At 41.6% G+C, this 21777-nt stretch carries 18 protein-coding genes; 7 read left to right on the top strand and 11 right to left on the bottom strand.

Annotation, left to right across the window (positions count from 1 at the left end):
* The first annotated feature begins 2 nt into the window (after positions 1–2).
* From B3394_RS03630 to rlmB, 4 genes are all read left to right on the top strand, one after another.
* Positions 3–1481, top strand: a complete 1479-nt coding sequence (locus B3394_RS03630) for a SusD/RagB family nutrient-binding outer membrane lipoprotein (RefSeq protein ID WP_286912983.1) — start codon at positions 3–5, stop codon at positions 1479–1481.
* A 387-nt stretch (positions 1482–1868) separates the two neighbouring features.
* Complete coding sequence (locus tag B3394_RS03635; protein ID WP_286912986.1) at positions 1869–5009, top strand: SusC/RagA family TonB-linked outer membrane protein; 3141 nt, start codon at positions 1869–1871, stop codon at positions 5007–5009.
* Positions 5010–5028: 19 nt separating this feature from the next.
* A complete protein-coding gene (locus tag B3394_RS03640; protein WP_286912988.1) occupies positions 5029–6585 on the top strand; it encodes a SusD/RagB family nutrient-binding outer membrane lipoprotein in 1557 nt (518 codons plus the stop codon).
* Positions 6586–6657: 72 nt separating this feature from the next.
* On the top strand, positions 6658–7395 hold the full coding sequence (gene rlmB / locus B3394_RS03645; protein ID WP_177732417.1) for a 23S rRNA (guanosine(2251)-2'-O)-methyltransferase RlmB: 738 nt from the start codon (positions 6658–6660) through the stop codon (positions 7393–7395).
* A 45-nt stretch (positions 7396–7440) separates the two neighbouring features.
* Here the strand turns inward: rlmB and B3394_RS03650 are convergent, their stop codons facing one another.
* Positions 7441–8235: a rhomboid family intramembrane serine protease gene (locus B3394_RS03650; protein ID WP_286912994.1), complete on the bottom strand. Its 795-nt coding sequence runs from the start codon at positions 8233–8235 to the stop codon at positions 7441–7443.
* A gap of 186 nt (positions 8236–8421) precedes the next feature.
* Between B3394_RS03650 and B3394_RS03655 the strand changes: the two genes are divergently transcribed.
* Entirely contained in the window at positions 8422–9699 is a 1278-nt protein-coding gene (locus B3394_RS03655) for a replication-associated recombination protein A (RefSeq protein ID WP_286912996.1), read from the top strand.
* On the opposite strand, the gene B3394_RS03660 is transcribed toward B3394_RS03655, so the two are convergent.
* From B3394_RS03660 to radC, 6 genes are all read right to left on the bottom strand, one after another.
* A complete protein-coding gene (locus tag B3394_RS03660) occupies positions 9696–10457 on the bottom strand; it encodes a hypothetical protein (RefSeq protein WP_286912998.1) in 762 nt (253 codons plus the stop codon). The two genes, B3394_RS03655 and B3394_RS03660, sit on opposite strands and share 4 nt — an antisense overlap.
* A gap of 32 nt (positions 10458–10489) precedes the next feature.
* Positions 10490–11179, bottom strand: coding sequence for a YjjG family noncanonical pyrimidine nucleotidase (locus B3394_RS03665; RefSeq protein WP_177732406.1), 690 nt, complete (start codon positions 11177–11179; stop codon positions 10490–10492).
* 11 nt (positions 11180–11190) lie between these two features.
* Positions 11191–11733 (bottom strand): hypothetical protein, encoded by a 543-nt coding sequence (locus B3394_RS03670; RefSeq protein WP_273246404.1) that lies wholly within the window; start codon positions 11731–11733, stop codon positions 11191–11193.
* On the bottom strand, positions 11726–13009 hold the full coding sequence (locus tag B3394_RS03675) for an ABC transporter permease (RefSeq protein WP_286913004.1): 1284 nt from the start codon (positions 13007–13009) through the stop codon (positions 11726–11728). The genes B3394_RS03670 and B3394_RS03675 overlap by 8 nt, the downstream gene beginning before the upstream one ends.
* On the bottom strand, positions 13006–13635 hold the full coding sequence (locus tag B3394_RS03680; protein ID WP_286913007.1) for an ABC transporter ATP-binding protein: 630 nt from the start codon (positions 13633–13635) through the stop codon (positions 13006–13008). The genes B3394_RS03675 and B3394_RS03680 overlap by 4 nt, the downstream gene beginning before the upstream one ends.
* A 148-nt stretch (positions 13636–13783) precedes the next feature.
* Positions 13784–14479, bottom strand: coding sequence for a RadC family protein (radC, locus tag B3394_RS03685; RefSeq protein WP_286913011.1), 696 nt, complete (start codon positions 14477–14479; stop codon positions 13784–13786).
* An 80-nt stretch (positions 14480–14559) separates the two neighbouring features.
* On the opposite strand from radC, the gene B3394_RS03690 reads away from it, so the two are divergent.
* Positions 14560–15141, top strand: coding sequence for a DUF1287 domain-containing protein (locus B3394_RS03690; protein WP_177732393.1), 582 nt, complete (start codon positions 14560–14562; stop codon positions 15139–15141).
* 37 nt (positions 15142–15178) lie between these two features.
* On the opposite strand, the gene B3394_RS03695 is transcribed toward B3394_RS03690, so the two are convergent.
* Both B3394_RS03695 and B3394_RS03700 read right to left on the bottom strand, forming a co-directional pair.
* Entirely contained in the window at positions 15179–16534 is a 1356-nt protein-coding gene (locus B3394_RS03695; RefSeq protein ID WP_177732390.1) for a UDP-N-acetylmuramate--L-alanine ligase, read from the bottom strand.
* Positions 16535–16536: 2 nt separating this feature from the next.
* Positions 16537–17232, bottom strand: a complete 696-nt coding sequence (locus B3394_RS03700; protein ID WP_286913022.1) for a tetratricopeptide repeat protein — start codon at positions 17230–17232, stop codon at positions 16537–16539.
* A gap of 97 nt (positions 17233–17329) precedes the next feature.
* Between B3394_RS03700 and B3394_RS03705 the strand changes: the two genes are divergently transcribed.
* Positions 17330–18538 carry a carboxypeptidase-like regulatory domain-containing protein gene (locus tag B3394_RS03705; RefSeq protein WP_286913024.1) on the top strand — a complete coding sequence of 403 codons (1209 nt, stop codon included), beginning with the start codon at positions 17330–17332 and terminating at the stop codon, positions 18536–18538.
* A 28-nt stretch (positions 18539–18566) separates the two neighbouring features.
* Here B3394_RS03705 and B3394_RS03710 read toward each other — a convergent pair whose 3' ends face one another.
* Positions 18567–20807, bottom strand: a complete 2241-nt coding sequence (locus tag B3394_RS03710; protein ID WP_286913028.1) for a hypothetical protein — start codon at positions 20805–20807, stop codon at positions 18567–18569.
* Positions 20764–21771 carry a hypothetical protein gene (locus tag B3394_RS03715; RefSeq protein ID WP_286913032.1) on the bottom strand — a complete coding sequence of 336 codons (1008 nt, stop codon included), beginning with the start codon at positions 21769–21771 and terminating at the stop codon, positions 20764–20766. The genes B3394_RS03710 and B3394_RS03715 overlap by 44 nt, the downstream gene beginning before the upstream one ends.
* Positions 21772–21777 lie beyond the last annotated feature (6 nt).

Genomic DNA, 21777 nt, shown 5'->3' on the forward strand with positions numbered 1-21777 from the left:
AGATGAAAAAGTTATTAATCCCGATACTAGCAATCGCATCATTATTCTTTACAGGATGTGTTAATGATGATATCGACTTTAACGACGACACCAGCAAGACTTATACCGCCAGTGCCGAAGCGTTATTATCGAACTCGCAAAAAGAATTAACCGACCAGATGACAACACCAAGTGTTAACCTGAACGTATTCCGCTATTTTTCGCAATATTGGGCGGCAACCCTATACAGAGCCGAATCCCGATACAATCTTACCAGCAGAAGAATTCCGGACAACCACTGGAGAGTTTTATATACCCGTGTTTTAGGAAACTTAAAAACAGCCAAGGAAGTAGTTGATGCCGAAGCAAAACCGGAAAACATCGATCAGGCCACATGGGATAAAATACAGATCAACAAATCGGCTATTATCGAAATCTTAAATGTGTACACTTACCAGATATTGGTAGACTCCTTCGGAGATGTTCCCTACACGGAAGCCTTACAGCCGGTTAACATTGTTTTACCGAAATATGACGACGACCAGGCAATCTATCTTGATTTGCTTAGCAGGCTGAATGCCGCCACAGCACAATTGGATGCCAACTTTGCTTCTTTCAGCAAAGGAGATTTACTATACAACGGTAATATTGCCAAATGGAAACTGTTTGCCAATTCCCTGAAAGTAAAACTGGCGATCAACATTTCGGATGTAAACAACTCCCTGGCTCAGTCCACCATTGAAAGTGCTTATACAGCCGGTGTGATCACAGCAAATAGCGACAACGCTCTGGTACAGTTCAATTCCTTTTCGCCAAACTACAACCAGATTTTCGGAGAATTGGTTGCCAGCAACAGAAATGACTTTGTTCCCACATCTGTGTTTGTTGATGAGCTGAACACCCTAAACGATCCCAGAAGACCTGTATTTTTCACCCCAATGGCAGACGGAAGCTATGTGGGCGGTGCATACGGATATACCAATACACAACCTTATGAAACGTCTTATTCCCACATAGGGGACGAAATCAAAAAGGCAGATGCCAAAGGAGTGCTATTCGATGCGGCAGAAGTTAACTTCTACCTAGCAGAAGCAGCAGCCAGAGGTTATAACGTGGGTGGTACACCAGATACTTACTATAGTGCGGCCATTACCGCATCATTAAATTACTGGAACATCCCAACCGGCGATATCACGACCTATCTTGGACAAAGTACGGTAGCCTATGCTACGGCAGCCGGAACCTGGAAAGAAAAAATAGGAAAACAGGCATGGATAGCACTGTACAACAGAGGCTTTGAATCCTGGAACTCCTTCAGAAGATTAGATGCACCCGGGCTTACTGCTCCTCCCAGTGCATTCCCTGTTGCAGAAGGCAAAATACCGGTTAGGCTAACCTATCCTGTTAACGAACAAACCGTTAACGGTAACAGCTACCAGGCGGCAAGTGCTGCTATTGGCGGCGACAAGCTTACCACAAAAGTTTTCTGGGACGTAAATTAAAACTTAGTTCTTTTATTTGAGTTATTTAAAAACCATCACAGCATTTTTGTGATGGTTTTTTTATGTTTATCCCTTATGCATTGATTAAAAAAACAAAAACATACCCCGTTTTATTCCGCTTTGCCACAATACTGCCGCAACAAAACACTCATATCACACTCAACAAACTAACAATCAGTATTTTAAAAACAAAACTACCGGTATCCATTTCAATTTTCATTGCTATTTCATCATTTAAATCGAAAATTATCACAATTACAGCAGTAAAATCAATTCTTTAATCCATTATATCCAAAAAAACACAGCTGTGTATATTTGAGTATCTAAACAACTGATAATCAACAATCATTTTAACTATGTTAGCGATAAAACCATAACATATTTACGATGAAAACACAGTTTAAATTTTATGTCACACTAATCTTTGTATTAGTCCTCCAAAATCTTTTTGCACAGGAACGACTGGTTAGCGGTAAAATTACCGATCTGAATAATTTCCCGATTCCAAGAGCCGGTGTTATGGAAAAAGGAACAACTAACGGTACACAAACCGACATCAACGGGAATTTTTCTATCCGGGTAAGTCCGGCCGCAACATTAGTCATTACGTTTATCGGAATGAAAACGCAGGAAGTCAGGGCGACTTCCACTACCCTGAACATCACACTGGAAGAAAACACTACAGAACTTCAGGACATTATAGTAACGGCATTAGGCATAAAAAGGGAAAAGAAGGCCATTGGCTATTCGGCTCAGGAAGTAAAAGGTGACGTCATCAATCAGGCCGGACAAACCAATGCCCTCAGTGCGCTATCGGGAAATATTGCCGGAGTTCAGGTAACGGCACCTTCTTCTATGGGCGGCTCGGCACGAATCCTCATCAGGGGTATCGGCTCTGTAACCCAGAACAACCGCCCGCTCATTGTTATTGACGGTATTCCGATGGACAATTCAAACTACAACAGCACAGCAACCCAGAGAGGTGCCGGCGGAAGGGATTACGGTGACGCTTCTGCCGATATCAATCCGGACGACATCGAATCCGTTTCCGTCCTGAAAGGAGGTCCTGCCGCTGCTTTATACGGATCGAGAGCGGCTAACGGGGTAATCATGTACACCACAAAATCCGGTAAAAAAGGCCGGTCGGAAGTATCGTTAAAAACAGGATTAACACTGGAAAGCATTAATATAATGCCGGTACTGCAAAACGAATACGGCGGCGGCTCTTCGACCACCTTACCTACTGCTACCATTAACGGTCAGCTTTATAACTTAGTGGATTATAGTGCCGATGAAAGCTGGGGACCAAGATATGATCCGAACCTGATGTATCTTCCCTGGAATGCATTCGATCCGGAGTTTTCCAACGATTATATGGTCACAAAACCATGGGTCGCCCCCAGAAAAGGGGTCAAATCGTTTTTCAATACCGGTTATACCTCCACAACCAATATTGCGATGAGTCATGCCACCGAAAAAAACAACATCCGGACTTCTTTCAGCAACCAGACTACCGAAGGGATTGTTCCCAATTCCAAGCTGTCTAAAAATACATTTTCTATAAATGGCGGGGCAGAGTTAAACAAACAGCTGCGCTTTGACGGTATGCTAACCTATACCGGAACAAAAGGCTTTAACCGACCCGAGCAGGGATATGGCGACAACTCTGTAGCCCAGAAATTTTTCCAGTGGACGCAACGACAACTGGATTATGATGCTTTAAAAGATTACAAACTCGCTAACGGAATGCAGCGTTCCTGGAACAGGGCATCATGGGACGATGCGACACCCTTGTATAGCGACAATCCTTACTGGTCTGTTTATGAAAACACTTCCGAAGACCGGCGAAACCGTTACATCGGGAACATCAAGCTGAAATACAATTTCACACAAACAAACAAACAAACAAACCTTTATGTGGTTGGAAATGTTTACGGCGACCTGTACAACCTTACCACCAGAGAACGGGTTGCCGTTTACTCACAGGCACAGTCAGGCTATTCACAGGTAGTGCGAAATGTCTCCGAAATGAATTATGAAGGACGCCTTCATCTTGACAAACGCTGGGACAAATTAAGCCTGAACACTTTTGTCGGGGTAAACCGGAGACATTCAAGCTATAGCTCTTTATCCGGAACTACTTCCGGAGGATTGATTATCCCGAACCTGTACAGCCTTTCCAATTCCAGAAACCTTTCCCGTTCTTCCAATTATGATTCACAGGAAAGGGTAAACAGCCTGTATGGCATGGTATCCTTAGGATATGCAGACATGCTGTTTCTTGAAGCGACCAACAGGAAAGACTGGTTTTCAACCGTTAAAAAAGCAGCCAACTACCCTTCTGTAACCGGAAGCTTTATTTTCTCCGAACTGCTAAAAGACACCTCCTGGCTATCCTATGGAAAAATCCGAAGCGGCTGGGCACGGGTGAGTAATGGCGCTTCGCCTTATGTAATTGCCAATTATTACAACATCGGCACGCCGTTTCAGGACATCCCTTCCTATTCCAATCAGTCAACAGCAAACAATCCCGATTTAGTTCCGGAAATAAAAACCAGCAAAGAAATAGGATTGGAAATGAAATTGCTGAACAACCGGATCGGATTCGACATTTCGCTTTATGAAGACATCACCAAAGATCTGATTACCCCTTTACAGATTACTTCTTCCACCGGGTTTACATCAAAATATATAAATGCCGGCAAACTGCGCAACCGCGGTATTGAAGCATCAGTATACCTTACACCCATAAAAACAAACGACTTTAGCTGGGACATTACCTGGAACTTTTCAAAAAACAACAACAAACTGCTTTCCTTATATGAAGACACCCAATCCTTAACGCTGGTAAATGCCCCTTTCAGTGTTTCATTATTAGCGGTGGTTGGTGAAAAATACGGACAGATATACGGCAACGATTATGCCTATGATGAGAATGGCAACAAAATAATCAACGCAAACGGAACCTATAAAGTTGGCGAACGAAAAGCATTAGGTTCCATAATTCCGGATTACAATATGGGAATCCGCAATGCTTTCCAATACAAAGGCATCAACCTCGGATTTTTAATTGATATTCAAAAAGGAGGAAGCTATTTTTCCACCTCACACATGTGGGGTTCCTATTCCGGGCTTTTAGAAGCCACAGCTGCAAACGGGATTCGCGAAAACGGAATTGTACTGGAAGGTATCAAAGCAGACGGCTCACCGAACACCACCGTACTTTCCGGGTATAACTGGGCAAGAGCACACTATAATGGTGTAGATGCCCAAAACGTCTTCGATGCCGGTTATATCAAATTAAGAGAAGCTACTCTGGGGTACAGCCTGCCTAAAAAATTCCTTGGAAAGAAAATAAACAGTGTCACTTTTGCAGCTTTTGCAAGAAACCTGTTTGCCTGGAACTTAGCCTGGAGAGGAATGGATCCTGAAAATACCAGTTACGGAAGCGGTAACATTCAGGGTATCGAAGGAGGTTCATTGCCCTCAACCAGAACCTACGGTATGAACATAGAAATTAAGATCTAACCTTTTCAAATTAAACATCATGAATAAATTAATACTATTACTCACTCTTCTCACCTTTACCGGTTGTACAGACCGATTTGACGAGATTAACACCAACCCGAACAATCCCACGAATGTTACTACTCCCGGTTTGTTTAACAGCGCTACCCGGAATATTGTTGATGTCAACATGAGAGGATCCTTTGGTTCTGCCCGGATGACCTTACCCTGGGTACAATATTCTGCGCAGCGGAATTATACCGAGGAAGACCGTTTTCAATTCAGGGAAACCACCAACACCTCTTTGTTTAACAGCTACTATTTACAGGCGAAAAATTTCAAATCGGTTCTTGAACTCAATACCGATCCCGCTACGGCTTCCGGAATGTCTGTTTATGGCAATACTAACAATCAGATAGCTGCCGCCCGGATCATGCTCGCATATATCTTTCACAATCTCGTGGACACTTACGGCGACATTCCTTACTATTCTTTTGGGAGTGACGATCCCGATTTCCAGGCTTTGGACATTAATAACCTCACGCCGAAATTTGCCTCACAGCAAAAAATCTATGCCGATTTGCTAAAAGAACTAAAGGAGGCTGTAGCGATGATTGACCTTACCGACAATGTTTTTTACAACAACCAGGATAACTTTTTTGGCACCGCTGTAAAGCTGAAACGCTTTGGAAATTCCCTGCGCTTACGAATCGCCAACCGGGTAAAAAACGTTATCCCATCGGCAAATGCCCATATCCAGGAAGCCATTGCTTCCGGAGTAATGCTCTCTGCCAATGATAATATAGGTGTCCGGTTCGAAGCCAATTCTGTAAACCCGGCACCCACCTACCGTGCCTTTTTTGTAGACAACAGAACCGATTATACTGTTTCGAAAACCTTTACCGATCTTTTAAAAGGACAGATCGGCCCTTTTAGCACCGACCCGAGATTACAAAAAATACTGGCGCCAAGAGGTACTTCAAAAATCAATTCGCTAAACAATAATTATACGGAAACCAGCGACCTGAGCAAATACCAGGGAATGCCATACGGAATTACTTCCGGCCAGACAAACAGCCAGGTTAGCGGTGTCTGCCATTACAGTTACAGCATTTTCAGACCGGATTATACCGAGTACCTAATGGAATATGCCGAAGTTGAATTCCTGTTATCCGAAGTGAACGGCTGGAGCCAGAGCCACTACGAAAAAGGCATTCGGGCCTCGATGGCAAAATGGAATGTTACGCAAACAGCCATCGATGCTTATATTGCGGCACTTCCGGCAGCAACCCAGGAAACGGTACTGACACAAAAATATATCGCCCTGTTTATGCAGCCTTATGAAGCCTGGGCAGAATGGCGAAGAACCGGTTTCCCGAACATCCTGATCCAGCCGGGCGGAACCGGCACGCTCATCAATCCTATCAACGGATCTTACACCTATATCTTCACACCTCTGAAACAATTAACAGAAATGCCTTCAAGGCTCACCTATCCGGTAAACCAGAAAGATCTCAACCCGGCAAAATACCTTGAAGCTTCCCAAAACATCGGAGGAGACAAATTAGACACGAAGTTAATCTGGGATACAAATTAACCCGCTGTCTTTTATTTGAGTTATTTAAAAACCATCACAGTATTTATGTGATGGTTTTTTTATCTTTGCCCCATGGAAAAAGAACATCAGATATTCGGAATCAGGGCAATCATTGAAGCCGTACATGCAGGAAAAGAGATTGACAAGGTTTTTATTCAAAAAGATGCGCAAGGTGATTTGATGCAGGAATTGATGAAAACACTTAAGAAAAACAACATTAATTTTTCTTATGTCCCGGTAGAAAAACTAAACCGCTTAACCCACAATAACCACCAGGGAGCGGTGGCGAGTATTGCTCCTATTTCTTTTTACACTTTGGAAAACCTGGTTGAATCGGTAATTGAAAGTGGTAAAAAACCATTATTCTTAATTTTGGACCAGCTATCGGATGCCCGAAATTTCGGAGCGATTATCCGTACGGCAGAATGTACCGGTGTGGATGGTATTATTGTTCAGAAACAAGGTTCGGCTCCGGTAAACGGTGATACGGTTAAAACATCGGCTGGTGCCGTTTTTAACGTGCCTATCTGTAAAGTAGACCACATTAAAGATGCGATCTTCTATTTACAGGGTTCCGGTATTAAAACCATAGCGGCTACCGAAAAAACAGAGCACAACATTTATGACATTAGCCTGAATGAGCCGCTTGCCATTATCATGGGTAGTGAGGACCGTGGTGTGAATCCTTCGGTTTTAAAAATTGTAGACGAGAAAGCCAAACTGCCAATGTTCGGAACCATTTCCTCTTTAAATGTATCCGTTGCCTGCGGTGCCTTTTTATACGAAACCGTACGTCAGAGAAGTTTATAAAAACATATATAACACAAAAAAAGGATTGGGTACCCAATCCTTTTTTTATTCCTTATTTTCTCCTGTACTTTCCTCATTGCTTCGGTAAATGATCCGGTAATACACCGGCATACTCGGAGTGGCATAATGCCCCGGACTTTCATCGGCAGGTTCTATCACTGTTTCCTCCTCTTTCGGCAGGTTTACAAAATTGCCGTTTTCATCAAAATGCTTCATAAACGGATCGGTTGAAGGATCGAAATCTGGGCGTTCCCAATCGTACCGAATGGACTTTTGATATTCCGGTGTTTTCATGAAAAAGGACAGCAGGTAACCTGTAATAAAACCGGCTAAATGTCCTTCCCAGGAAATATTCTGTTCGGCACTCGGGAAAACATACCAGATCATTCCGCCATACAGTACAATAATCGTAAGCGATAACGCCACCAGGCGGTAATACTTTGTTTGTATTCCTTTAAAGAACATAAAACTTACCAATACATAAATCAGTCCGCTGGCACCAATATGGTAGCTCTCCCGCCCGATCAGCCAGGTTCCGAATCCGGAAAGCAGGATACCGTAAACCATCACTTCCAATGCCTGCTTTCTGTAAAAATAGCGCAAGGAAGCGATCAGCATTAACAGCGGAATGGAGTTATTATATAAATGTTTGAGATCGCCATGCAGGAAAGGGCTAAAGAGCACACCTTTCAAACCGGATAAGGTTCTGGGATAAATACCATATTCCGAAAGGCTTATTTTGAATTTCACCTCAACCCAGAAAACCAGCCATAAACTCAGGACGAAATATAACGGCCAGGCAATTACAGAAGGTGAAAATTTAAAGTCAATATCTTTCATCTATTCTTTTTTTCTACACAAACACCAACAAAAACATAACCAAAAGTTTTTTAATGCTTTTTTGTCAGTTCATTCTTTACAAGCAGTTGTTAAAAAAACTTTCCGCACCGCATTTCCGACAAAACACATCACTATTAAGCCCGGTATTCCCGCCATATAAAAAAATCTTTTTTGTAATTTTACATCATGGAAGCACCTTTAGCAGAACGTATACGTCCACAGCATTTATCCGAATATATCAGTCAGTCGCATTTAGTAGGGCCGCAAGGTTCCTTAACCCTTCAGATTTCCCGCGGGATCATTCCATCCCTTATTTTGTGGGGACCGCCGGGTACCGGAAAAACAACCCTGGCACAAATCATGGCACAGGAAAGCAAACGTCCTTTCTATGTTTTGAGTGCTATTAATTCGGGAGTAAAAGACGTGCGTGAAGTGATCGACAAGGCAAAACAAAGCGGCGGTTTGTTTACGGCTAAAAACCCTATTTTATTTATTGATGAGATCCACCGTTTCAGCAAATCGCAGCAGGATTCCTTACTGGCAGCTGTCGAAAAAGGCTGGGTAACGCTCATTGGGGCAACTACCGAAAATCCGAGTTTTGAAGTTATTCCCGCTTTATTGTCAAGATGTCAGGTTTATATCTTAAATGCGTTTTCCAAAGAAGATCTGGAAGCATTATTGCACCGCGCGATAGCACAGGACACCATCTTAAAAGCCAAAAACATCTCGCTGAAAGAAACCGAAGCCCTGCTAAGGCTTTCCGGTGGTGACGGAAGAAAACTTTTAAATATTTTCGAATTGGTGATCAATGCATCCGAAGGCGATACGATTGAGATTACAAACGACAAGGTAATGCAGCTGGTTCAGAAAAATACCGTTTTGTATGACAAAACCGGCGAACAGCATTATGATATTGTTTCTGCTTTTATAAAATCCATCCGCGGCAGCGACCCTAATGGTGCCGTATATTGGTTAGCCCGGATGATTGAAGGTGGTGAAGACGTGAAGTTCATTGCCCGCCGTTTGCTTATTTTAGCTTCGGAAGATATTGGAAATGCCAATCCTACCGCATTGATCATGGCCAACAATACCTTTCAGGCGGTAACCGCTATCGGTTATCCCGAAAGCCGGATACTGTTAAGCCAGTGTGCTATTTACCTGGCTACATCGCCTAAGAGTAATGCCAGCTATATGGCTATTGGAAAAGCGCAGCAATTCGTGAAACAAACCGGTGATTTACCGGTACCGATCCACTTGCGGAATGCGCCGACCAGGTTAATGAAGGAACTTGGTTATGGGGAAGAGTATAAATATGCTCATGATTATGCCAACAATTTTGTAGACCAGGAATTTCTGCCTGAAGACCTTCAAAATACCATATTCTATGAACCGGGAAATAACTCCCGTGAAAATTCGACCCGGGAGTTTTTAAAGAATCGCTGGAAAGACAAATACAACTATTAGAATTTGATATCCATTTTTTCGGATAACAATTTCTCATTTTGGTAGTATTCAAAATACCACGCGTTATTTCTTTTAATCAGAACACCCTGAATGGCATCTTTTTTAGCGATGAACATATCGGCATTTCCGGTTTTTAAAAGTTTCATTACAATCTTCGGAGTACTATCTACAAGCTGGTAACCTTCGGCAATAGGCTGAGCATAAAGTGCACCTGAAATTACCGTTTTTGTAGCCACAGGTGTTGTTGTTTCAACAGCTTTTACCGTTTCGACAGCTTTAGGCGCGGCCTCTTCTTTTACAACAGCCACTTCTTCCTCTTGGTTTGTTGCAGGTTTAGCCATTGCCAATCCTTCGTCTATTGACTTGCCGACAATACGGAAAGCCTGGATATAGGCTTTATCAAGCTCTTTCAGCCTGCTTGTTCCCTCTTCCGAAAAAAAGACGGTCTGGTTTTTACAATCTTTCAGCTCGATCTTTATTTTCGTAGAAAAAAGCGTGTTATCCTCTAACATGTCCGCACTTAAAGCTTTGCAGCGGTTTTTCGCCAGATCATCAGGCAGTATATCGGTATCATACAACACCACATAACCTTTCTTTTCGAAAACCATTTTGGTCAACGCATTCAGGTTGTATTTATTGGCATCTTTCAGAAAAGAAAATTTAGCCGGTACAATTACATATTTATATTCTGTCAGCTTTTGCGAGAATCCTGTAATCGACAACAGCAGCAACGTCAGTAAAATAAAGGTCTTTTTCATTTGTATTCGTTTAGTATAACTTTTGTTTTTGATTAGAGCATGTTTTTAAGCTCCAGTAAATGCCCTACCTGCGGTACGGTATTCTGAATTTCCATATTACCGTCACTAAAAAAGATAGCATCCAGTCCTACGCTGAGCGCCCCTTCAATATCGGCTTCAAAGCTGTCGCCAATCATAATGCTTTTATGTTTTTCCGTACGGGCAAGATCCAAAGCATATTCAAATATTTTCGGATTCGGTTTTTTAACACCTGCATTTTCCGAGTTGGTAATCGTTACAAAATAATGTTCAATATTGGCATTCCGCAATTTTCCCTGCTGCACCTCATGAAAACCGTTTGTAATAATATGCAGATTATATTTCGCTTTCAGATAGTCTAAAATCTCGATGGCTCCATCAAAAAGGTAATTGAACTGCGGCAGGTACAGGATGTATTCCTGTGCCAGGAAATTGATATTCTCATCATCAATCTGAAAAGCCAACAAATCGAATACCTCTTTAAACCTGTTGTAACGCAGATCCTTCTGGCTGATCTTTTCTTCACGGTATAATTTCCAGTATTTTGTATTAACCGGAACATAATGTTTCAGAAAGTCATCCAGCGGAATTTTAATTTCATGTTTTTCAAAAATAGCCTGAAAAGCCAATGCTGAATTTTTCTCAAAATCCCAAAGTGTATGGTCAAGATCAAAAAAAATATCCGTTTTATCTGTAAATCTCATTTAATAATCTTCTATTTAGCACCTTTCACAATAACAGCATCTTCAACATGGTAAACCCAATCCTCTACATCTGTATCATTGTATCTGAAATTACCTTCTATAGTAACATACTGATCTGTTTTTAATTTTGGTGTACTTCCTTTAAATTTTATCCCCATGATGGTTTCCGGTCCTGATTTTCCACAGAAAAAACAAGACGCGAATACGTTTTTGCTCAAGGCATACGATTTATTATCGATCGGGATAATAAACCCGCTCATCACAATTCGTCTTTTGTTTGTCAGTTTCAGTTTGGTATTCACCTGCGGAAACATTACTTCTCCATAGGTTTTATCCTGTTTTTTGACATATTTTATATCGCCTAACAGCTTCCAGCTAAGTGTATCCGGATTCGCTGCCAATAGCGGACTATTATGGTCAAAGTCTAAAAAACCGGCTTTCGCTACCCGGTTTACCGGTGCTTCAGGCTGTTCGCTTTTATCTGTCTGATAAACGTATTCCAATGTCAGCAATACTGCCATCAGAGCCACTGCTAAAATATGTTTTTTACGCATTTGCTAATGTTTTTGAAATATTAAGTCGGTAGGCTTTAACCGCCGGAATAACAGCCGCTAAAATCCCGACAAATATAGTTACTAAAAATAAAAATCCTTCCTTTTCCCAAACAAACTCAAAAGGGTTAAAGGACATTTTAAACTCTTCTTCCGATGATCCCGAGATAAAGGTCAGGGCTATTCTTCCAACAATTGTTCCAAAAAGGAATCCGAGCACACATAAAATCAAACTCTCAATAACCACAAGGTAAAGCAGCTGAAAACGTGTTGCACCATTGACCCGCAATAAGGCAAATTCGTATTTTCTTTCTTTCAGCGTATTGTACAGCGCTATAAAAATACTGATCCCGGAAATCAGCATGATCCCGTAAGCCAGGTATTGCAATGCCTGCAATCCAATACCAAACAAGGTGAACAAGCGGTTTATTTCAATAGCCGGCGAGGCCGCCTGCATTTTTGTGTTTTGCGGAATCATTCTCGGCCAGGTTACAATTCCCATTTTGTTCCGGAACTTTAACAATACTGCGGTAATCTCTTTTCCTTCTTCGCTAATTTGCGGCATTTCGTGGTCATGATCGTGATCGTGATGATGCGCTTCTCCTTCTTCATGTACATGTCCTTCTTCGTGCCCGTGATCATGCTCAGCTTCTTCAGCATGCTCGTGACTGTCATGCATTGCCCAGACACTCTGTATATTGGACAGAATAAGGTTATCGATCACTTTTCCTGTTTTTGATGCCACACCTACAATTTTATAGGCATGTTCCTCATGTACTTCGCCTTCTTCGGCATCACCATGAGAACCGAAAAATGTATCGCCAGCTTTCAGGTTTAGCTTTTTAGCAATTTCACTTCCGATAACGACTTCAAAATTGTTTTCGAATATTTTTCCGGAAACAATCTTTGCGTCATATTTTGCCAGGTAATCCGGTGTGGTTCCTACAATTTTAAATCCGTGGTAATTGTCGCCAAAGGCTAATGGAATAGCGGTTTTTACAAACGGGTTTTCCATCCATTTTTTAGCTTCAGGATAGTCGATGTTTCCGGTTGGCGCATCCACCTGATACACCGAAGACAGTATTAACTGCAACGGGCTTCCCTGTGCTCCCAGTACTAAATCGACCCCGTCTGCATTACTGGAAAACTGGTCTTCAAACTGTTTTTGCAATAAGATCAAAACGGTAATAATCGCCACACTCGCCGTGAGCAAAATAATACTTAAAGTGGTGTTTAGCGGCTTAAACCATGTATTTCGCCAGGCTAATTTCGTAATCATGATAAGGAAATTTGATTGGTGAAACGTTGTTTTAATCGGGAATCGTGGGTTACGATCACTAATGCCGATTGGAATTCTTTTGATAAGTTACCCAAAAGATCGGCTACCTTAAAGGCATTTTCATCATCCAGGCTCGAAGTCGGCTCATCGGCTAATAAAACTTTGGGCTCATTAATAAGTGCTCTTGCAATAGAAACACGCTGCTGCTGCCCGATACTTAACTGGGACGGCAGTTTATGCATTTGTTTTTCAAGATCCAGGTGTTTCAATAATGATTTTGCTTTTTCGATACGCTGTTTTCCGGTTGCCAGCCAGGAAGCCAGGGCTACATTTTCCAGAACCGAAAAAGATTCAATAAAATGGGATTGCTGTAAAACCAGTCCGATATTTTCCCCTCTGAAATGGTCCAGCTTTTTTTCGGAAAGCGCACCAATATCAGTATTGTTCACCTGAATCGCTCCGCTTTGCGGCCGTAACAATCCTCCCAGTAAATGCAGCAATGTTGTTTTTCCTTTTCCGGAACCGCCTGTAATCAGGATAGCTTCCCCATCCCGGCATTGAATATCGGGAAAAGCAAACGCAGTTTCTTTCCCGTACGAAAAAGTGATATCTTTTGTATTAATCATAAGCAGTTATAAATAAACATTCCGGCGAAACGCCATGCCATAAAAAAAGCTCTTTAAAAGAGCTTTCCACTATCTTTTTCAAAAATAACAAAAAAAAATATCTTCTTATTTTTATTGTGATTTTTATAACTTATTCCTGAGCATACTGCTATAACAGCCCGTCATCTAAAAAACTATAATAATTCCGTTCGGCAATGATCACGTGATCCAGCACTTTAATATCCAGGCTCTTTCCGGCTTCTTTTAGTTTTAGGGTGATTTTTTTATCCGGCTCACTGGCCTTTAAAACGCCGGAAGGATGGTTATGGCATAAAATAATTCCGGTGGCATTGTTTTCCAAAGCTGTTTTAAAAATCAGGCGGGCATCAACAATGGTTCCTTCGATGCCGCCTTTGCTGATCTGGGATTTGCTGATTACCTTATTGGAATTGTTCAGAAAAATAACCCAGAATTCTTCATGCTGCAATTCTCCGATTAACGGCTTCATGATTTCAAAAACAGCTTTACTGGAAGTAATTTTATCACAGCGCACAAATTCCTCTTCTCTCCTGCGGCGGCCGAGTTCCAAAGCCGCGACAATGGTTACCGCTTTGGCTTCGCCGATTCCTTTAAAAGACATCAGCTTTTTCACCGAAAGTTTCCCTAAATTATTCAGATTGTTGTCCAGGCTTGACAAGATTTTTTTGGCAACTTCCAAAGCACTCACTTCCCTGCTTCCGGAACGTATTAAAATGGTCAGCAGTTCGGTATCACTCAAAACCGATTCTCCTTTGTGGATCAGTTTTTCTCTGGGTTTATCATCGGTTGCCCAGCCTTTGATCGGGATGTAGCTTATAACTTTCATTTTGGCGTATATATTTGATTATAAAATGTATAACAAAGTTATCCGATCTCCGTTATACCTATTAGCAAACCTTAAATATAATGAAAGTTTTTCAAATCTTACTACTGCTAAGCTGTTCGTTTTCAACATCCTGGATTCCGGATAATTTTTATTCCAGATTATCAGAAGCAGCCCTGACCTTAACAAAAGACAAGGTGACTTACGATTCCGGCTATACCAAAATAGCCTATCCAAACGGCGATGTGGCTAAAGACAAAGGTGTTTGTACGGATGTGGTTATAAGAGCCTACCGGAAGCTCGGCATAGACTTACAGCAGGAGGTTCATCTTGACATGAAAAAGCATTTTTCGAAATACCCGACCCGGTGGGGACTAAAAAAACCGGATACCAACATCGACCATCGCCGGGTTCCTAATCTGGAGGTTTTCTTTTCCCGCCATGGCGAAGCAATTCCGGTAACGGCAGTGGCTTCCGATTACAAAACCGGAGATATCGTAACATGGATGCTTCCGGGTGCGCTTCCGCATATCGGGATAGTGGTAAACCGGAAATCAAGAGATGGCAAACGCAACATGATTGTCCACAATGTGGGTGCCGGCCAGGTGCTGGAAGATTTTTTGTTTCAGTATGCGATAACCGGTCATTACCGGTATAAAAAATAAAAGGTTAGCCAATGCTAACCTTTATTGTTATTGTAAGCTATTTTACCAGCTCTTTTACATCGTCAAAATTAAGTCCGCCATAATTTCCGGAACTCATTAACAATAAGGCTGTATTTTCCAGATCCAGATGGAAGAGGTATTTTTTAAAGTCTTCCGGATTGGTGTAGATAATCAGGTCTTCCCGTTCAAATGCTTTTGCAATCTGTTCGTAGGTAACTTCTTCCAGCTGTTTGATTTTAACAGCATCAGGCGAATAAAAAACAACGGCTTCATCGGCATACTCCAGAGCACCCTGGTATTCTTTCAGGAATTCCGCATTCAGGCTGCTGTAGGTGTGCAGTTCCAGGCAGGCAATCAGTTTTCTGTTCGGGTATTGTTCTTTTACGGCTTTGGTTGTAGCCGCCACCTTACTTGGAGAGTGTGCAAAATCCTTATAGGCTACTTTGCTCTTGCTCTCGGCTATTTTTTCCAAACGTTTGGAGGCTCCTTTAAAACTGGCAATGGCTTCATAGAAATCGGCTTCATCAACACCCATATTCTGGCAGATCCATTTGGCTCCGGCAAGGTTATTCAGGTTGTGTGCGCCAAAAACCTCAATCGGCATAGGTCCTTCCGGTGTTGCTAATAAAGTAACGCCATTATCTACCGTATATTCCGGAGTGTGGTATGGAATTTTACGGATCGGATTTGTTGCCGCTTCCGCTACTCTTTTTACCTCAGCATCATTTTCATTATAGACCAGGATACCGCCGTTTGTTATTTTTTCAATAAAAATCTCAAACTGCTCCACATAGTTTTCATAGGTTGGAAACACGTTAATATGATCCCAGGCTATACCGCTGATCAAAGCGATATTGGGCTGATACAGGTGGAATTTCGGTCTTCTGTCCATTGGTGACGACAGGTACTCATCTCCTTCCAGAACAATAAAATCGTTTTCTTCCGTTAGATGAACCATTGTATCAAAACCTTCCAATTGTGCGCCCACCATATAATCCACTTCAATATTGTGGTAATGCATAACATGCAGTATCATCGAGGTTATGGTTGTTTTTCCATGGGAACCGCCAATAACCACGCGGGTTTTATTTTTGGACTGTTCGTATAAAAATTCAGGATATGAATAGATCTTCAATCCCAATTCCTGTGCTTTTAATAATTCCGGATTGTCCGCTTTGGCGTGCATACCCAAAATAACCGCTTCAATATCGGCCGTTATTTTTTCAGGGAACCAGCCCATTTCTTCCGGTAGTAATCCTTTGTTTTCTAACCTGGTTCTGGAAGGTTCAAAAATAGCATCATCACTTCCGGTAACGTGGTATCCTTTATTGTGTAGCGCTAATGCCAGATTGTGCATGGCACTGCCTCCTATTGCGATAAAATGTGTACGCATTTTTATGTTCTTTTCTTTTGATACAAATCTAAGGTTTGTTTTGCTTTTTCCGGCAAATTCATTTTATTTTTATACAAGTCTGCCAATCGCTGGTAGGTTGTTTTGGACTGTCCTATGGCCATTGCTTTCAGATAGTATTTTTCCGCTTCGGTATAACGTTTGAAATATTCGGCAATATGTCCTTTGGAAAGGTTTCCGTCCACCGGCGAAATGGCCATTAATTCACCGGCATAATATTGTGCCTTCTTTTCACTACCGCCTACTATTCCGGGTAATTCCAGGTACAATATTACCAATGCCCACCGGGATTCTATGTGTCTGACATCCAGTTTTGCCGCCGCCTTAAAAGAATCTTCAATTTCGCCAATCATTCCCAAAGCTTTGAACTTACTGCTTTCTTTTGCTTTCATTCCCAAAGCACCACCATATTTGTATTGGTAGCCTGCGTTTTTAGGAAACTGTGTTTTTAATTTCTTATAATTGGCAATGGCTTTGTCCCATTTTTTTTGATGTGCCGCAATATCTCCTAAATACTCCATCGTTTGGGGGTTATTCGGGTTTTCATTTAAAAAGCTTTCAAAATAGGGTGCTGCCATAGCATATTGCTCCTGTTTAAAAAGCTGTTCTCCCTTTTCAAAATTCCCCTGTGACCAAACCGCTAACGGCAGTAAAAAGAAAATATAACCCAATTGCTTCATAACTCAAAAATAAAGAAACGGAACAAATTATCACTATCATTTCCAGAATCTTTAAAAGCGGTAAATTTTCAGTATATTGTTAACAAAATTCAACGCCATGAAATCTATTTATCTTGTAATTTATCTTCTTTTCAGCATCACGGGCTTACAGGCTCAAACCAAAATAACCGGAATTGTAAAAGATGCGGCTACTAAATTGCCTGTTAGCGGTGCTTCTGTTTATGTTCCGCAAACTACAAATGGGGTGAGCAGTGACCAAAACGGCTTATTTACAATATGGCTCAAAGACAACGATGCGATTATCGTCAGCTTTATGGGCTATGAAAGTGTTATGGCTCCAGTGGCTTTGCTGACAAAAGACGAAAGCCTGAACGTTATTTATTTAAAAACCGAGGTCAGCGAATTAAATGAGGTCATTGTCCGGAAGCGAAAGAAAATGAACCGTAAAAACTGGCAGCAATATTATGACATGTTCCAGACCGAATTTCTGGGCAACAGCAAAATAGCGAGACAGGCAAAAATTCTAAATCCCGAAGTGCTGTATTTCAGCATCAGTGATGATTCTTTGAAAATTGTTGCCAATGCAGACGCACCATTACAGATCTATAATGAAAAACTGGGCTACCAGATTCGTTATGAACTTGTCCGCTTTGAATGTCCGCGCGGGCATGTACCCGGTGTTTACGGCACAACAAGCACCGCAGTAATTCATTTCGGCTATCCTTATTTTACAGACATAGTAAATGAGAAAAAATTGAATCCGAAAGTTGTTGAACGCAACAGACTTGATGCTTACAGAGGTTCTTTTATGCATTTTATAAGGGCCTGCTATTACAACACCTTAAACAGTGAAGGTTTTACGGTTCGTAAGATGTTCCTGAAAAGCAATCCTAAATATCCCGGTGCCGACAGTATTCCTTATTATATGAAGCAGTACCGCGAAACCAGGGATCTAAAATACCTGCGGGCAGTCAAAGAGCCTTTTATAACGGTGGTCGAACCGAATTCCAGCAGAAGGGAATCGTTTATCACAGAGGAATCCAACAGGAAGTCTATTGCTTTTGACGATTACCTGAATATAACCTACACCCGGGAAAAAGAAGAGGACAACTACATTGGCGCCCGTAGCCGGAATCCAACTTTTCAAACCTCACAGCTGAAGTTGGCTGAAGGCGCTCTTGAAATTTACCACAACGGACAGATTGCCGATCCGGAAGCCATTATTATTTTCGGATATATGGGCTGGAAAAAAGCGGGCGACATGCTTCCTTTTGATTACGGTTTAGACATGGCGGTCACAAAATAAAAAAGGAGGCGGTTTGCCTCCTTTTGTGTTAATTCATGCCAAGATATTTCTGGAAGTAACCGCATTCGTTTATGACCTCTTTATAATATTGCGTGTTCGAATATTCTGCCTTTAACTTTTTAAAACCGTTCCAGGCCAGGAAGTGCACTTCCGGCTGGCGGTAATCATAGCGATTGGTATGGTAGTTATCGGTATAAAACGCATTGCGTTCACACTTGGCCATCATGTATACGCATTTTGCTTTTTGCTCCGGATTGGCTGCCGCTTCAAAAGCTTTTTTATAATAGGAATTGGCCAAAGCCGAGTTTAACAGGTAGGGTTTATAATCTTCATCGATATAATTTCCTCCCTGATCCATTATATTGCTATAATAAAAGGAACGTGCATTGCCGTAATAGGTCATATTGTAAAAGGCATTTGCCAGCAGCAGGCTGTTGCTGTAGACCTCTTCTCCTTTGGTTACTTTGTCCTGCATTTCTTTTAGTTTTTGCAAAAACGAAAGCTTGGTATATTTTACTTTTTGATATGCCTGATGGTCACAATCGTTACAGTCTTTAATCTTTCCGTTAAACGGGTTCCCTTCCAAGATGACTTCTTTTCCTTTTTCCGATTTCTCCATAAAGGCAATCGCCCGCTCTATTTTATTGGCGTAGGCACTCATCACAGCCTGGTATTCGTAAATATCGGAAAGTGTAACACTGTAAACGCTTACCGCTAACTCTTCCCAGGCACTTTTTTGGTTGCGCATCAAAAAGGTTTTCATTGCTTCCTGATTGACTCCCGTTAAATAGTATTTGTTGTCCCGGTCGAATAATTCCGCCATTACACCGTTCTTTTGTGTCTTGTAAAGCGCGGCAATATATTTTTTACTCCAATCCAAGGCTTTAGTGTACCGGAACGGTTCGTTATAGTCACTATTCGGACACTCGTGATACAGCCAGTTTAAATCCGTCAGCAGTTTACTTTCAGCATCGGCATTCATGGCATTCTGCCTGCTGAGCGTATTGATCAGTTTTAAAAGACGTAACTGTTTTGCCGACAGTTCTGTTTTGGGCGCTTTGCTTTCCGCTTTCGCAAATTGTTTTTCGGCCAGCGCATAATCACCGTTAAAGATATTGAGATACCCCGCTGCAATGTTCCACAGATACGGTTTTAGTGTTTGCTCCTCACCGGCTATCTTATTGAGCAATGCCAGGGATTCTTTGTTCAGCTTTTCTTTGACAACTTTCTTGTATTCTTTTACCGATTTGAATTCCTCTCCGTTTAATTCCGTTTCTTCTTTGTTGACCAAACGGGTTAGCAGGTACTCGAGGTGTTCACTCTTCGGGTTTAGCTGGTAAATCGCATCGATTGCTTTTCGTTCATCAGCATAATAGCCCAGCAATGCCCATAAAGCGGCTTTTTCATCATTGCTTTTGGCCAGTTGCAATGCGGCATCAAAGTCGGATTGTTCCTGCGGATGAAAATTATATGCCGTTACAACACGCAGCTGCGGGCATTTGTCAAATACCACACTGTACAGGTAATTGGCTTTTACATAGTCTTTGTCTTTATAGTACACACCGGCGATATAGGAAAGCGCGCGGTAGTACAATACATTTTGCGGAACCTGTGCTTTTGTTTTTTCAAAAAAAACAAAAGCCTGCTGTTTGGAATCGCTGTAGAAATATGCTTTCATCACCTGAAACCAATACCTGTTTTTCAGAAAGGCGTCAGTAGCTTTTGTGAATTTATTTTCCACATCCCTGATTACTTCCGGAGCCACATAGGAAACCTGCCGGCTTTCGTAATCCCAGTAATGATAGGCCACCGTTGCATGCTCCTCGATCATTTTGGCATAATACATAAACTCCAAAAAGTTTTTTACTTTTTTGTCCTTAAGTGCTATCTTTCTATCGGCATACTTCAGGCTTTTTTTAGCAAAAGCAGCCTCATACAGGTTATTCAATTCAGCCTTCGCACTGTCTTTCAGAATAAGGTAGGTCAGGTCTTCTTTTTTTATTTTGCCATCCAGATAGCCGTCCCATTCCTGTATAATATCATTGTTAAAACGAGAGGTGTATTCGGTATCATGCCCGATACTATAAAACATTTCATCCGAAAAAAGCAAAGGCGTATACGACTTATCCACATAGGTTTCGGGTGTAAAGTTTGATTGGTACCGATAGCCCCAAAAATCATCCGCACAGGCATAAATCACAGTATAGGTAACCCCTGTTAACAGGCTAAAACCAACCAGCCACTTTTTTAAAGAATTGCTCATCATCATTATATGCTTTTAAATTAAAAGAATCCAGATCGTAAAAAATTATGTCTTCCGGCTGCTCCGCTATATGTTCCTTCAGATCCTCAGCCATTGTTTTTAAATCTTTTTTTGTAATGCACTCTATTTTAACGACATCGCCTTTTTTATAGTAATTCCCGCCTCTGATAACACTTTCCACAACGGTAAAGTGCATCCCGTCTGTCTTTTTAAAATGGGTATCTTTTTCCAGTTCCGCATGATCGAGCTTGCCCACTACTTTTATCACCTTGTGATTCCGGATGTGAATTCCCCAGGAATAAATCGGCAGCGCAATATCCAGCTGCAACGGGAACTTGTGAAGGCTCTTGATATAGCTCTGGGCAATATTCCGGTCGTAAATAGAATTCAGACTATCCGGCGCAATACTACCCATATTGTAAAACATCAGCACGCCTTTATCTACGTTTGGAATACCGGTTTTCTGATAGTATTTTACCTGATGCAAACGAATGGTTGCCGAGAGTTTCTTGGCACTGATCTTTTTGAAATCTTCTATAAACTTCAGGTAACGGTCTTTACTTTTCAGCGTCCAGTCACAATCAATTTGTATTTCATGGCACCGGATACCATTCTTATCATTCATCTGTGCAATAAAGGTATAAATATTCCGCGCCATATTTTCCAGATTAACCGCTTCTTCCAGCATGACTTCATTTTTGATGTAGATAACCGGAACAATGTCATAGCGTATCTTCTTCTCTTTAAAAACCACCGGCGACAGCGGAATTGCCTCCTTATCTTTCAGGCTGACATCAAAATAACGAACATAAATTTTAGACACCTTATTTGCTTCTAAAATTGTTTTCTCGTTGTTATTCAGCTGGAAAATTGTTTTCCAGTAATAAAAGGAAACCTCCGGTTGTACCTGTTCTTCCGAGCAGGACAGCAGCAGGAAAAAGGAAACGAAACCAATAATTATTCTCTTCACTTTTAG

It is taken from the genome of Flavobacterium sp. UBA4197 (assembly GCF_002379575.1).
GTDB lineage: Bacteria > Bacteroidota > Bacteroidia > Flavobacteriales > Flavobacteriaceae > Flavobacterium > Flavobacterium inviolabile.